This window comes from Azomonas agilis (genome assembly GCF_007830255.1).
GTDB lineage: Bacteria > Pseudomonadota > Gammaproteobacteria > Pseudomonadales > Pseudomonadaceae > Azomonas > Azomonas agilis.
Genome location: NZ_VLKG01000006.1, coordinates 106,821 through 121,012, shown reverse-complemented (window position 1 = coordinate 121,012; position 14,192 = coordinate 106,821). Strand labels below are relative to the sequence as shown.

Here is a 14,192-nt window from a genome sequence, read left to right as displayed (position 1 = left end):
GGTCACTGAACGAATCGAGAGAAGCAACGTGAGCAAACGCGCCTACAACTTCTGCGCCGGCCCGGCGGCACTTCCGGAAGCGGTATTGAAAAAAGCTCAAGCTGAGCTGTTGGACTGGCAAGGCAAAGGCCTGTCGGTGATGGAGATGAGCCACCGTAGCGATGAGTTTGTAGGCATCGCCACCAAGGCTGAGCAGGATCTGCGCGATCTGCTCTCCATTCCTTCCGACTATAAGGTGCTGTTCCTGCAAGGCGGTGCCAGCCAGCAGTTTGCTCAGATTCCGCTCAACTTGCTGCCGGAAAACGGTAAAGCCGATTACATCGATACCGGTATCTGGTCGAAAAAAGCCATTGAAGAAGCCGGTCGTTATGGCCGTGTGAACGTGGCTGCCAGTGCCAAGGCCTACGATTACTTCACCATCCCCGGGCAAAACGAATGGAAGTTGTCGGCGGATGCGGCCTATGTGCATTACACGCCCAACGAAACCATTGGTGGTCTGGAGTTTGGCTGGATTCCTGAAACCGGCGATGTCCCGCTGGTGGCGGATATGTCTTCCACCATCCTCTCGCGTCCTCTGGATGTTTCGCGCTTTGGCCTGATCTACGCCGGTGCCCAGAAAAACATCGGCCCCAGTGGCTTGGTGGTAACCATCGTGCGTGAGGATTTACTCGGTCGCGCGCGCAGCATTTGCCCGACCATGCTCGACTACAAGGTGGCGGCGGATAACGGCTCGATGTACAACACCCCGCCAACGCTGGCGTGGTACTTGGCGGGCCTGATCTTCGAGTGGCTGAAAGAGCAGGGCGGTTTGGAGGCCATGGGGGCGATCAACCAGCGTAAACAGCAAAAGCTGTATGACTTCATTGATGCCAGCGGCCTGTACACCAACCCCATTGCCAAAAATGACCGCTCGTGGATGAACATCCCCTTCCGTTTGGCGGATGAGAAGCTGGACAAGCCCTTCTTGGCGGGTGCAGATGCGCGTGGTTTGCTGAACCTTAAAGGCCATCGCTCAGTAGGCGGCATGCGGGCCTCTATCTACAATGCCGTGGACGAAGCCGCAGTGGATGCGCTCTTAGCCTATATGGCTGAGTTCGAGAAGGAGCACGGCTGATGAGCGCTACCGATCAGCTCAAAGCCTTGCGGGTGCGCATCGACACCCTAGACGAGCGCATCCTCGAACTGATCAGCGAGCGTGCGCGCTGTGCCCAAGAAGTCGCCCACGTCAAAATGGCGAACTTGGCTGAAGGTGAGGAGCCGGTGTTTTACCGGCCTGAGCGCGAAGCTTGGGTACTCAAGCACATCATGGAGCTGAATAAAGGCCCCCTGAGTGGTGAAGAGGTAGCACGTTTATTCCGCGAGATCATGTCCTCCTGTTTGGCGCTGGAGCAGACCCTCAAGGTGGCTTATCTAGGCCCAGAGGGAACCTTCACTCAAGCGGCCGCCCTCAAGCACTTTGGGCATTCGGTGAAAAGCCTGCCTATGGCAGCCATTGATGAGGTATTCCGCGAAGTGGTCGCCAACGCCGTAAACTTTGGCGTGGTACCCGTGGAAAACTCCACCGAAGGGGCCGTCAACCACACCCTGGACAGCTTCCTAGAACACGATTTGCTGATTTGCGGTGAAGTGGAGCTGCGCATCCATCATCATCTGCTGGTGGGTGAAAATACCCGTACCGACCGCATCACTCGGATTTACTCCCACGCTCAATCCTTGGCCCAATGCCGCAAGTGGTTGGACGCGCACTATCCGAATGTCGAGCGGGTGGCCGTTCCCAGCAACGCCGATGCAGCCAAACGGGTTAAAACCGAGTGGAACAGCGCAGCCATTGCTGGGGATATGGCCGCTAAGCTCTATGGCCTGACCTATCTGGCAGAGAAGATTGAGGATCGCCCGGACAACTCCACGCGCTTTTTGATCATCGGCACCCAAGCCGTTCCACCGACAGGGGATGATAAAACCTCCATTATCGTCTCCACCCGCAACAAACCGGGCGCGCTCTACGAGTTACTCAAGCCGTTCCACGAGAACGGTATTGACTTGACGCGCATTGAGACTCGCCCAACCCGCAGCGGCAAGTGGACTTACGCCTTCTTCATCGACCTTGTGGGCCATCACCAAGACCCACTGGTAAAAGGAGCATTGGAGAAAATCAGCCAAGAGGCTGTGGCGCTCAAAGTGTTGGGCTCTTACCCCAAAGCCGTACTGTAACTTTACTGGGCTGTTGGAGCGCTGAGCGGTCTGGCAGCCGGTTCCCCCGAGGCGTTTTTATGAGCTGTGATTTTCTGGCCCTGGCCCTGCCGGGGGTACAAAAGCTGTCACCCTATGTACCGGGTAAGCCGGTAGATGAGCTAGCCCGCGAGCTAAATCTTGATCCGGCGGGTATCGTTAAGCTGGCTAGTAATGAAAATCCCCTAGGCCCCAGTCCTAAAGCGCTGGCCGCCATTCAGAACGAATTAGCCGAACTGACTCGCTACCCTGATGGCAATGGCTTTGTACTTAAAGAAGCCTTAGCCCGCCATTACAACCTGAACTTGGAGCAAATTACTCTAGGTAATGGTTCCAACGACATTTTGGAAATGGTCGCCCATGCTTGGTTGGGGCCAGGGCTGAATGCGGTGTTCAGTGCCCATGCTTTTGCGGTTTATCCCATAGCTACGCAAGCGGTGGGCGCACAGGGTAAGGTCGTGCCAGCTAAAGACTGGGGCCACGATCTGGAAGCCCTGTTGGCCGCGATTGATGACCATACCCGTGTGGTATTTATTGCTAATCCTAATAACCCCACCGGTACTTGGTTTGGCCCACAAGCTTTAGAACAGTTTTTGCAGCAGGTTCCGAGTCGAGTACTGGTTGTTTTAGATGAGGCTTATATTGAATACGCTGAAGGTGATGAGTTACCCGACGGTATGCAATTTTTAGCCGCTTATCCCAACTTATTGGTCTCCCGTACTTTTTCCAAGGCTTACGGGCTGGCAGCCCTGCGAGTGGGGTATGCCGCATCCTCACCTGAAATTGCTGCTGTACTCAATCGAGTACGGCAGCCTTTTAACGTCAACAGCTTGGCTTTGGCAGCGGCAACAGCAGCGCTGGAAGATGTGGATTATCTACAGCGTAGTCGTCAAGCAAATACTGCCGGTATGCAGCAGTTAGAGGTTGGTTTAAAAGCACTAGGTCTGAGTTGGATTCCTTCACGCGGTAACTTTATTGCCGTGGATTTTGGCCGTGATGCGGCACCTATCAATCAAGCCTTACTGCATCAAGGCGTGATCGTTCGCCCCGTTGCCGGTTATGCAATGCCAAGTTTTTTGCGTGTCTCCATCGGTACGGAGCAAGAGAATGCGCGCTTCTTACAGGCTTTACATGAGGTACTGTCTCAGTGACAGCCGCCCAGAAACCATTACAGCGGCTCGTAGTCATTGGCTTGGGGCTGATTGGCGGCTCTTTTGCCAAAGGGATACGCGAATTAGGTCTGTTCCGCGAGGTTGTGGGTTTTGACCTAGATGCACGTAGCCAAGCTTTAGCGGTTGAGTTAGGGGTAGTTGACCGCTGTGCCGATACCCTTGAACAGGCGTGCCAAGGCGCTGATGTCATCCAAATTGCTGTGCCTATTTTGGCCTTAGAGCGGGTATTAGAGCATCTGGCTGAGATGGATTTAGGGCAAGCGGTCTTAACCGATGTGGGCAGTGCTAAGGGCAATGTCGTGCGTTGTGCTGCTCGTGCTTTTGGGACAATGCCTCCTTGGTTTGTGCCTGGCCATCCCATTGCAGGCTCTGAGCAAAGCGGCGTGACTGCTGCGAACAGTGCTTTATTTCGCCGGCATAAGGTGATTTTAACGCCCAATGCTCAAACTGACCCACAAGCCTTGGCTTTGGTTGAGCATTTATGGCGTGCCTTAGGCGCAGATGTAGAGTCAATGGAGGTCAAGCATCACGATGAAGTTTTGGCGGCTACCAGCCATTTGCCGCATTTATTGGCTTTTGGGCTGGTTGATTCCCTAGCGCGTCATCACGAAAACCAAGACATATTTCGTTATGCTGCGGGAGGCTTTCGGGATTTCACCCGTATTGCGGGTAGTGATCCTATCATGTGGCATGACATCTTTTTGGCTAATCGGGATGCCGTACTCAACATATTGGATGTTTTTACCGCAGACATTGAACGCTTGCGTGATGCGCTTGTGGCAGAAGACGGACACCACTTGCTCGGAGTTTTTACCCGAGCACGGGTGGCTCGCGAACATTTCAGCAAAATTCTGGCCCGCCGGGCTTATGTGGACGTTATGAATTCTAATAATGTGATTTTTCTGGCTCAGTGTGGCGGCGCTCTGACAGGGCATTTGCGTGTTCCGGGAGATAAATCCATTTCCCATCGCTCCATTATGTTGGGCTCCCTAGCTGACGGAGTCACCGAGGTGGAAGGCTTTTTAGAGGGCGAAGATGCCCTAGCCACCATCCAAGCCTTCCGCGATATGGGTGTGGTCATTGAAGGCCCGCAACAAGGCCGTGTAACCGTGCATGGAGTGGGTCTGCATGGCTTAAAGCCGCCACCCGGCCCGCTGTATCTGGGTAACTCCGGCACCTCTATGCGTCTACTGTCCGGTTTGCTGGCTGCCCAACCCTTCGACAGCGTTTTAACGGGTGATCCCTCTCTGTCTAAACGTCCCATGAACCGTGTGGCTAAACCGCTGCGCGAAATGGGAGCCGTCATTGAAACCGGCCCAGAAGGTCGTCCACCCCTAAACATCAAGGGTGGCCAACGCCTGACGGCCATGCATTACGAAATGCCTATGGCCAGTGCGCAGGTAAAGTCTTGCCTGTTACTCGCGGGTTTGTATGCCAAAGGCACTACCTCTGTGACCGAGCCTGCACCTACTCGTGATCATACCGAGCGCATGCTGCGTGGTTTCGGTTATCCCGTAACCGTAGAAGGTCGTACCGCCCGCCTTGAAGCAGGTCATAGCCTAAAAGCCACTAAAATCGAAGTACCGGCGGATATTTCTTCAGCGGCTTTCTTCTTAGTAGCAGCCAGTATCGCTGAGGGTTCTGATCTCGTTTTAGAGCATGTGGGGGTCAACCCAACCCGTACAGGTGTCATTGATATCCTGAAGCTGATGGGCGCGAATATTGAGCTGCTCAATCCGCGTGAGGTGGGTGGTGAGCCCGTAGCGGATATTCGTGTACGCTCAGCCGCTTTGAAAGGCATTGATATCCCTGAAGATTTAGTGCCTTTAGCCATTGATGAATTCCCCGTACTCTTTATCGCCGCCGCCTGTGCCAGTGGCCGCACTGTTTTACGGGGTGCTGAAGAGTTGCGAGTTAAAGAGTCAGACCGTATTCAGGTCATGGCCGATGGTTTGCATACGCTGGGTGTTAAAGCGACTCCCACGCCGGACGGCATCGTCATTGAAGGGGGAGCCATCGGCGGAGGTGAGGTGTTTAGTCACGGAGATCACCGTATCGCTATGTCCTTCAGTGTTGCAGCTTTAAGAGCGATCGCCCCGATTCGCATCCACGACTGCGCTAACGTGGCCACCTCATTCCCGAACTTCCTTGAATTGGCTCAAAAAGCGGGGATGCACGTCAACAAAGAGTCCGCATCATGAGTGCTTCGATCATTCCAGTTATTGCCATTGATGGCCCCAGTGGTTCAGGTAAGGGAACCATCGCCAGCCTATTAGCTCGGCACTTAGGTTGGAGCCTATTAGACTCCGGGGCCATCTATCGCTTAGTGGCTTTGGCGGCTGAATACCATCAAATTCCCCTGGATCAGGAAGCTAAACTCTCTGAATTAGCCGCTGGTTTGGATGTGCGCTTTATTCCGGCCACCGAGCAAAGCCCAGCCAACATTTTGCTTGAGGGGCAGTCAGTAACAGACTGCATCCGTACTGAGCAAGTGGGCGCTGGTGCCTCAAAGGTTGCAGCTTTACCGCAAGTACGGGCTGCACTGCTGCAACGGCAAAGGGATTTTCGTCAAACTCCGGGCCTCATTGCTGATGGGCGGGACATGGGCACCGTCGTGTTTCCAGATGCCCCCCTGAAAATATTCCTAACCGCTTCTGCCGAAGAGCGAGCGCGTAGACGCTATCTTCAGTTGAAGGACAAAAGCCCGGATGTTACTCTTACCAGCTTACTTGGCGAGATAAACGCGCGGGATGCACGGGATACTCAGCGAGCTATAGCCCCTTTAGTAGCAGCTCCTGATGCACTGTCCCTAGACTCAACCAGCCTATCTATTGATCAGGTGCTGAAGTACATCCTAGATGCAGCCATTCAACGCAACCTTTGCGCTGAGCGTCAAGTCTAAATCGATACCCTAAGAACGCCGACAGAAAACCAGACCTAACCTGCGGCGGCCTTTTATAACGAACCTACATTGTCTGGAATGTAGTAGTACGGGTTAGCGCCCGAAAACAGCAGGAATACATATGAGCGAAAGCTTCGCAGAACTCTTTGAAGAAAGCCTGAAGTCCCTCGACATGCAGCCAGGCTCCATTATCACCGGTCTGGTTGTTGACATCGACGGTGACTGGGTTACAGTGCATGCCGGCCTGAAATCCGAGGGCATCATCCCAATCGAGCAGTTCTATAATGAACAAGGCGAGCTGACCATCAAGGTCGGGGATGAAGTTCAGGTTGCTCTGGATGCGGTAGAAGATGGTTTTGGCGAAACTAAACTGTCTCGTGAAAAAGCCAAACGCGCTGAATCCTGGCAAGTTCTGGAAGCCGCCTTCAACGCCGAAGAAATCGTTAAAGGTATCATCAACGGTAAAGTCAAAGGTGGCTTCACCGTTGACATCAGCGGCATTCGTGCCTTCCTGCCAGGTTCTTTGGTTGATGTACGCCCTGTGCGTGACACCGGCCACCTCGAAGGCAAAGAGCTGGAATTCAAAGTCATCAAGCTGGATCAGAAGCGCAACAACGTTGTAGTTTCTCGTCGTAGCGTGCTGGAAGCTGAAAACAGTGCTGAGCGCGAGGCTCTGCTGGAGTCCTTGCAAGAAGGCCAACAAGTTAAAGGTATCGTTAAGAACCTCACTGACTACGGCGCCTTCGTTGATCTGGGCGGCGTTGACGGCCTGCTGCACATCACTGACATGGCTTGGAAGCGCATCAAGCATCCGTCTGAAATCGTCAACGTAGGCGATGAAGTTGATGTTAAAGTGCTGAAGTTCGACCGCGAGCGCAACCGCGTTTCTCTGGGTCTGAAGCAACTGGGCGAAGATCCATGGGTTGCTATCAAGCAGCGTTACCCAGAAGGCACTCGCGTCACTGCTCACGTGACCAACCTGACCGATTACGGCTGCTTCGCTGAGCTGGAAGAAGGCGTTGAAGGTCTGGTTCACGTTTCTGAAATGGACTGGACCAACAAAAACATCCACCCATCCAAAGTCGTTCAAGTGGGCGACGAAGTGGAAGTGATGGTTCTGGACATCGACGAAGAGCGCCGTCGTATTTCCTTGGGCATCAAGCAATGCAAGCCTAATCCTTGGGAAGAGTTCTCTGGTCACTTCAACAAGGGCGACCGTATCTCCGGTACCATCAAATCCATCACCGATTTCGGCATTTTCATCGGTCTGGACGGTGGCATCGACGGTCTGGTTCACCTGTCCGACATCTCTTGGAGCGAAGTGGGCGAAGAAGCCGTACGCCGCTTCAAGAAAGGTGACGAGCTGGAAACCGTTATCCTGTCCGTTGATCCTGAGCGTGAGCGTATCTCCTTAGGCATCAAGCAATTGGAAGACGATCCTTTCTCCAGCTACGCTTCTGCCCACGAGAAAGGCAGCATCGTTCGCGGCATCGTCAAAGAAGTGGATGCCAAAGGTGCCGTTGTCGATCTGGGCAGCGACATTGAAGCGACCCTCAAAGCTTCCGAAGTCAGCCGTGATCGCATCGAAGATGCGCGTAACGTGCTGAAGGTCGGCGACGAAGTTGAAGCTAAAATCATCAGTATTGATCGTAAGAGCCGTGTCATCAGCCTGTCTGTTAAGGCGAAAGATGTGGACGACGAGAAGGACGCGATCAAAGAACTGCGTAAGCAAGAAACTGATGCTCCTGGCCCAACTACCATCGGTGACTTGATCCGTGCTCAGATGGAAAGCCAAAACTAATTAGGAATTTCCTTCTTAGTTAAAAAAAGGGCGGCTCTTGGAGTCGCCCTTTTTGTTTCTGTGGTTTTATTAGATAGGTTTATTGGCCTCGAATAATACGCCGCAGCCAAAAGCGATTGGGGTGGCAGGCTTCAGCGATGCGGCGAGGCAGTGGCAGTGGTTCATGTTCTAACCAAGCAGCCAGTAACTCTCCGGCCAAAGGTGCGGTAATCAATCCTCGTGAACCGTGGGCAGTATTTAAATATAAGCCTTCAATCCAAGGGCAGGGTGTATTAGGACGCAGGCGCGCATCTTGGCGTAACTTGGCATACAACTGAGCTGAGAGATCAGCATCCGCAATGGGGCCAACCAGCGGCAAATAGTCTGGGCTCGTACAGCGATAAGCTGCTCGTCCTTGCAATTGATCAAGAGGTTGCTGTTCTGCCTGTAACTCTTGGTGCAGTTGAGGTGAGATTTCTTGCAACAGCGCCAAATTGCTTTGGTGTTCCTCCGTTGAGAGCTCAAGATCCGTAGCCTTAAGGGCAAAGCTAGCACCTAGAGTATGGGTTTCTTGGCGCACTGGGGCTACATAACCTCCAGCACAGAGAACCGTATTGAGTTTACGGCTGTCAGCCGTCGCAGCCAGTTGGGTGATTTGCCCTCGAATGTTTTTTAGCGGAGGCTTAGCGCCTGGAATGAAGTTCAGGCTATCCGTTGCGCAAGTAAGGATGGCGATAGGAGCCTCCTCAATCAAAGTTCCGTAGGACAGGGCGCGCCAGTATTTGCCGACCCGCTGTAAATCGGTTACTTCTTGATTCGGTTTAAACTGAATGTTTGGGTGGCTTAATAGCCAGCGGCATAGCGCCGGAGGATGTAGCCAGCCTGCTTCTGGAAATAAGAGTCCGCCCATTTCTAAAGGCACGCCGCTGTAAGTTTCAGCTTCTGCCTGGTTCAATGCGTGCAAGAGTTCTTTGGGAAAGGCGGTCAGTAGTTTTTGCTGTTGTTGGTATTCGTGCTCGTCAAAGGCCAATTGTAAAACACCACAGGCTGACCAGTCTGTACCCTGAGGTAGTTGTTGCAGCAGGCGGCGTGTGTAGCCAAAGCCGCTGAGTACCAATTGAGAAAGCGGTGTGTGGTGGGAGGATAATTTAAGGTAGAGCACGCCTTGGGGATTGCCTGATCCCTCTTGAGCGGCCTCAGGGTTTCGGTCTAGAATTTTCACCTTCCAGCCCCGAATAGCAAGGCTATAAGCCGTAGCAGAGCCTGCCAACCCAGCCCCAATAATTAGCGCTTTGCGTTCAGTAGAAGTGGGCGTGGGGTAGCTGTACCAAGGGGCTTGCTTATAGGAGGTGGGAATTGTGGGATTAAATACACCGCGTAAAATTTCCCGCTTGTGCCCATAGCCGGGTACTCGCTGCATCTGAAAGCCCACTTCGATCAATCCTCGGCGCACGAACCCCGCGCTGGTGAAAGTGCCTAGTGTTGCCTGTGGGGCGGAGAGGCGAGCCAGCTCACGGAATAGGTTCGGGTTCCACATCTGTGGGTTTTTGGCGGGGGCAAAGCCGTCCAAAAACCAAGCCTCCACACGCGCCTCAAGTTGAGGCAGCATATCTAAGGCATCGCCAATTAATAGGTTGAGGGTTACGCGGCCCTGTGCGAAGACGAGTTGCTGCATCCCTAAATGAATAGCGTGGTATTGCTGCACCAAAGCATCAGCCCAGTTTTTCAATTCTGGCCACAGACTCAGAGCGCGCTGTAGATCATCGAGACTCAGCGGGTATTTTTCCACGCTGATAAAGTGCAATTTCGCTTCACTGGGCGCTTGTTGCTCAAATAGCCGCCATGCGCACAGAAAATTCAGTCCTGTGCCAAAACCTGTCTCGCCAATCACAAAACGCTGGTGAGAAGATAGCTCAGCAAAGCGTTGGCTGAGCTGGTTGCCCTCTAAAAAGACGTGATGGGTTTCCGCGAGACCGTTTTCTTTGGAGAAATACACATCATCGAATTGACGCGATATGGGTTGTCCTTGTGCATCCCAATCGAGTTGAGCCTGCTGGGTATGAGCTTCAGACACGGTATCTCCCTTGTGTAAAGCAAAGCTGAGGGCATGAGGGGGCGAAATTTTACTGCACTTTGCTAAGTTTTTAGGTAAGCGCATACTGAGTCCGCGTAATCGCCGTACCCGTTGCGCTTTTATCCCCATCCCATGAGATATTCGCTGTGCTCACCCAATCTCCATTCAAAGGCATCTTGCTGGCTTGTGTGGCCGTGATGATCTTTGCTTCGTTCGATAGTCTGTCCAAATATTTGGCCAGCAGCCACGGCATCATCATGTTGCTTTGGGTGCGTTATCTGTCTCAGGCAACTTTGCTGGCAAGCTGGGTTATCCCTCGCTATGGCTTAGGGGTTTTACAGGTTCGCTGCCCTAGGCTGCAGTTTTTGCGCGGTTTATCCCTATTAGGGGTTAGTTTATTTTTCATCATTGCCTTAAGCCGCTTGCCCTTGGCTGAAGCCACAGCAGTGCACTTTGTGGCTCCTTTGTTGGTGGTAGCGCTAGCACCCTTGATCTTAGGGGAAGTGTTTAGTGCTCGGAATCTGATCCCCGTATTGATTGGTTTTATGGGGGTACTGATTATTGTACGGCCAGGCGGTGGGCTACTAACGCTGGATATGTTGTTTCCCCTCGCTTCTGCAACCTGTTTTGCCCTATACCAATTAATTACCCGTTTAATTGGTACGCAGGATGGTGCTGCTACTACAAATTTGATGAGCGGCCTAGTAGGTACTTTAGGGGTAAGTTTGCTGTTGCCTTGGTTTTGGGAGGGTTGGCCTCCCATTCGGGAACTACTGGCTATGGCTACTTTGGGTGTGTTGGCCGTAGTAGGACATACCCTGTTGACCTTAGCCTTTCAATACAGCTCTCCTGTATTGCTGGCTCCTTTTAGTTATCTGCAAATCCTATTTGCAGTCATTTGGAGCGCCCTGTTGTTTAACCATATTCCGGACTGGGGCGCTTTATTGGGGATGGGGGTTGTGATGTGTAGCGGTATTTTAAGCGCTTGGCTGCAAGGACAGGCTCGGCACCAAGTTAGAGTCTAAGATAACTCGCGGCTGGGGAAGCTAGGAGCCCACTCAGTCTTGATCGGCGGTGTTTCGTCGCTGTTATGTTCAACTTTTTGACAGATCACTTGGCGTGCTTGGCGGGCGATCTGAGTTCGGCTGCTGTTTCTGGTATCGATTAGGGGCAGCAGATGAATTTCCACTTCAGCGGATGGATGAGCGAACAAGCGCTTTAGATGAGCCAGCAGATCATCATCACCGATAAAAGGTGCGATAGGATCGGTAGCTCCGTTGCGTCGATAGCAGATGGCTACAGGCTGGATGGGAGTTTGGGTCGCAAGGGCGCACTCCAGTAGCCGTGAGTGAAAGAGCCCTACACTTCGGCCATCGGTAGTAGTTCCTTCTGGAAAAATCAGTAACGGCTGCTGACTCAGCAAGTGTTGAGTCAGTTGTTGGTGGATATTGTCTTGGCTAGCGCTACCACGGCGAATAAACACCGTACCTGCTTGTTGTGCGAGCCAGCCCGCTACAGGCCAGCGACGTACTTCAATCTTAGATAGAAAAGATAAGGGAGTGAGGCGGCCCAGCAGTAAAATATCTGTCCACGAGATGTGGTTGGCCAGCCAAAGTGCAGGTTGCTTAGGAATAGACCCTATGATCTGCACTTTAAAGGGTAACGCAAAGCTCATGCTGGCCAGCCCAAGCCGCGTTAAGAATTGGCGGTGGTGCAGGCTGGCCAACCTTAACCCCTGTAGCATGGCTACCCATAGGGCCAACATCAGGCAAAACACAATTGCCCCGAATAACAGCATGAAGCGCAGACTACGGGTTAGCCAAAACATCACTAAACCGCCGCTTTAAAGTGGCGCGCATAACGTGGGCACAGCTCATCACGTTTGAGCAGAATAAATACATCAGCTACCTGAAAATCGGGATCCCAGCAGGGTTCGCCACAGATGCGAGCGCCCAAGCGCATATAAGCTTTTAACAGAGGAGGAACTTCAGCGGTGACGTTACTGGGTAACTCTAACGCAGGCAGTGGGTTTTTAGGTTCGGCGCGTAACCAGCGATTGCAGCGATGATCACTTAAACGCTGCATCACCGCACGGGCTTGGATACCACCGTCTTGCATGGGGATGCTGGCACAGCCCATCAAATATTGGTAATCCCCTTCGTTCAGAATTTCCGCCAACTCACTCCATAAAATGGCAATAGGCGCGCCGTTGCGGTAGTCGGGATGAACACAAGTCCGGCCAATTTCTAAGGCTCGGTCGGCCACTTGGGATAATCCATCTAGGCTGAATTCTTTTTCACTGTAAAAGTGGCCTAAGTGACGCGCTGCCCGATAGTCCAGTAAGCGAGTGGTAGCGACTAGAACACCGCTGTCTAAGTCACGCACGCCAATATGAGAGCAGTAAAGATCGAATTCATCAGTATCTAGTCCCTGTTCAGCACCATCAAGACGGGCATTAAACTCGTGGCTAAATACTTGATAACGTAAGGATTGGGCTTCGCGTAGGGCATTGTCGCCCAGTAAATATTCAGCTTGCAGGCGGCGAGGGGCTTTGACATTAGAACCAATGGTCATGCGATCTCTCCCTTGGGGGGCTCCCCCGTTGTATTCAGGGCATGGCATCTATGTAGGCGACAGTTTTTCGTGATGTTTCGCGCTCTGAGCTCAGGGTAGGCAGGAGGGATTTCAGACTTGTGGCTGAAGCATGATGCTTGTATGACAGCGCCTAATCTGGGTATAGGGTGTCTATAGCTTGTCAAATGACTCTGTTAGAGCTTGAAGCCTACAGGGTGAGCCACTGAAGGCTGATCAAAAAATGCACAGATATGGCTAATAAAAGCGAGGTGTGTGCGTGGGAACCGCTGGCCCTATTTTCCCTTGGCGTGAAGGTAATGATTTCGAATTGCTGATTGATGGCGATGTGTTTATGCCTCGGATGTTAGAGGCTATTCGACAGGCCCGAATTCAGGTGGATTTGGAGTTTTATCTGGTAGAAAGTGGCCAGTGTGCCGAGCAGCTCATTGAGACCCTGATTAGGCTCAGCCAACGTGGAGTGCAGGTTCGTTGCTTATTTGATGCTTTTGGAAGTTTAGGTCTTGGCCAAGCACAGCGCGATCGCTTGACCCAAGCCGGCGTGTTGCTGCGCTTTTACAATCCTTTGGCTTTAAGGCGTTATTTACGCAATTTCCACCGTGATCATCGAAAAATTCTATTAATTGATGGACGTTCTGGTTTTGTGGGTGGAACAGGGATCACCGACGAATTTTGGAATAAGCGCCATCCTGAACAATCTTGGCATGAAGTTATGGTTCAGATGCGTGGGCCTATCGTTAATGATTGGCAAGTCTTGTTTGAGCATCAGTGGCGGCACCATAAACGCTGGATGACTTGGCCTTTTCCCATTCCCTTGCGCGTGCGCAGAATTCCCGCTACGCCCTTAGGTAATGAGAGGATGGGGCGTGTGGCCTATGCGGCCAGCCACAGACATCGAGATATTTTGCATAACCTATTGCGTCATTTGCAGCGTGCCAAGGGGCGCATTTATCTGGCTACCCCTTATTTTCTACCCAGTTGGAAAGTACGGCGTGCTTTAGTACGGGCTGCACGTCGTGGAGTAGATGTGCGCTTACTGCTTAGTGGACAACATACGGATCATCCCCAAGTGCGTTATGCCGGTCAGCGCCATTACAGTCGGCTGCTACGGGCGGGCGTGCGTATTTACGAGTATCAACCTCGTTTTGTACATCTGAAGATGGCCTTGGTCGATGACTGGGTGACTTTAGGTTCCTGTAACTTTGATCACTGGAATTTGCGTTGGAACCTCGAAGCTAATTTAGAAGTGATGGATCCTCAATTGAATGCTGCCGTGCGCGCCTGCTTTGAGGAAGATTTTGCCCAGAGTCGAGAGATTGATTTAAACCAATGGCAAGCTCGCCCTTGGTTTTGGCGCTTGACCCAGTATATTTGGGGTTATTTCGACCGCCTGTTGATAAAACTATCTGACAGGCGTTCCCAATAAAGACGCTATTGAATACA

General features: G+C 52.4%; 11 protein-coding genes. 8 read left to right on the top strand and 3 right to left on the bottom strand.

Going from position 1 to position 14,192, the window contains the following annotated elements; translation table 11 throughout:
* The first annotated feature begins 28 nt into the window (after positions 1-28).
* From serC to rpsA, 6 genes are all read left to right on the top strand, one after another.
* Positions 29-1,114 carry a 3-phosphoserine/phosphohydroxythreonine transaminase gene (gene serC, locus LX59_RS09480; protein ID WP_144571618.1) on the top strand — a complete coding sequence of 362 codons (1,086 nt, stop codon included), beginning with the start codon at positions 29-31 and terminating at the stop codon, positions 1,112-1,114.
* Positions 1,114-2,211, top strand: a complete 1,098-nt coding sequence (pheA, locus tag LX59_RS09475) for a prephenate dehydratase (protein ID WP_144571617.1) — start codon at positions 1,114-1,116, stop codon at positions 2,209-2,211. The genes serC and pheA overlap by 1 nt, the downstream gene beginning before the upstream one ends.
* 59 nt (positions 2,212-2,270) lie before the next feature.
* Positions 2,271-3,380, top strand: a complete 1,110-nt coding sequence (hisC, locus tag LX59_RS09470) for a histidinol-phosphate transaminase (RefSeq protein ID WP_144571616.1) — start codon at positions 2,271-2,273, stop codon at positions 3,378-3,380.
* Positions 3,377-5,602, top strand: coding sequence for a bifunctional prephenate dehydrogenase/3-phosphoshikimate 1-carboxyvinyltransferase (locus tag LX59_RS09465; protein WP_144571615.1), 2,226 nt, complete (start codon positions 3,377-3,379; stop codon positions 5,600-5,602). The genes hisC and LX59_RS09465 overlap by 4 nt, the downstream gene beginning before the upstream one ends.
* Entirely contained in the window at positions 5,599-6,303 is a 705-nt protein-coding gene (cmk, locus tag LX59_RS09460; RefSeq protein WP_144571614.1) for a (d)CMP kinase, read from the top strand. The genes LX59_RS09465 and cmk overlap by 4 nt, the downstream gene beginning before the upstream one ends.
* Positions 6,304-6,424: 121 nt before the next feature.
* Positions 6,425-8,104: a 30S ribosomal protein S1 gene (rpsA, locus tag LX59_RS09455; RefSeq protein ID WP_144571613.1), complete on the top strand. Its 1,680-nt coding sequence runs from the start codon at positions 6,425-6,427 to the stop codon at positions 8,102-8,104.
* A gap of 79 nt (positions 8,105-8,183) precedes the next feature.
* On the opposite strand, the gene mnmC is transcribed toward rpsA, so the two are convergent.
* Positions 8,184-10,157 carry a bifunctional tRNA (5-methylaminomethyl-2-thiouridine)(34)-methyltransferase MnmC2/FAD-dependent 5-carboxymethylaminomethyl-2-thiouridine(34) oxidoreductase MnmC1 gene (mnmC, locus tag LX59_RS09450; RefSeq protein WP_246118729.1) on the bottom strand — a complete coding sequence of 658 codons (1,974 nt, stop codon included), beginning with the start codon at positions 10,155-10,157 and terminating at the stop codon, positions 8,184-8,186.
* A 146-nt stretch (positions 10,158-10,303) separates the two neighbouring features.
* Here mnmC and LX59_RS09445 point away from each other — a divergent pair, with 146 nt between their 5' ends.
* Positions 10,304-11,182 (top strand): DMT family transporter, encoded by an 879-nt coding sequence (locus tag LX59_RS09445; RefSeq protein WP_246118728.1) that lies wholly within the window; start codon positions 10,304-10,306, stop codon positions 11,180-11,182.
* Here LX59_RS09445 and LX59_RS09440 read toward each other — a convergent pair.
* Positions 11,179-11,985 carry a lysophospholipid acyltransferase family protein gene (locus LX59_RS09440; protein ID WP_144571611.1) on the bottom strand — a complete coding sequence of 269 codons (807 nt, stop codon included), beginning with the start codon at positions 11,983-11,985 and terminating at the stop codon, positions 11,179-11,181. The genes LX59_RS09445 and LX59_RS09440 overlap by 4 nt on opposite strands.
* Before the next feature lie 2 nt (positions 11,986-11,987).
* The gene (olsB, locus tag LX59_RS09435; protein WP_144571610.1) at positions 11,988-12,731 is read right to left on the bottom strand and encodes an L-ornithine N(alpha)-acyltransferase; all 744 of its coding nucleotides are present in this window, start codon (positions 12,729-12,731) and stop codon (positions 11,988-11,990) included.
* Between the two features lie 277 nt (positions 12,732-13,008).
* On the opposite strand from olsB, the gene LX59_RS09430 reads away from it, so the two are divergent.
* A complete protein-coding gene (locus tag LX59_RS09430) occupies positions 13,009-14,175 on the top strand; it encodes a phospholipase D-like domain-containing protein (protein ID WP_246118727.1) in 1,167 nt (388 codons plus the stop codon).
* The last annotated feature ends 17 nt before the right edge of the window (positions 14,176-14,192 follow it).

Coding starts and splice junctions, on each gene's coding strand:
- pheA (WP_144571617.1), top strand. CDS start 1,114: ATGAGCGCTACCGATCAGCTCAAAGCCTTGCGGGTGCGCATCGACACC.
- LX59_RS09440 (WP_144571611.1), bottom strand. CDS start 11,985: ATGTTTTGGCTAACCCGTAGTCTGCGCTTCATGCTGTTATTCGGGGCA.
- rpsA (WP_144571613.1), top strand. CDS start 6,425: ATGAGCGAAAGCTTCGCAGAACTCTTTGAAGAAAGCCTGAAGTCCCTC.
- olsB (WP_144571610.1), bottom strand. CDS start 12,731: ATGACCATTGGTTCTAATGTCAAAGCCCCTCGCCGCCTGCAAGCTGAA.
- cmk (WP_144571614.1), top strand. CDS start 5,599: ATGAGTGCTTCGATCATTCCAGTTATTGCCATTGATGGCCCCAGTGGT.
- hisC (WP_144571616.1), top strand. CDS start 2,271: ATGAGCTGTGATTTTCTGGCCCTGGCCCTGCCGGGGGTACAAAAGCTG.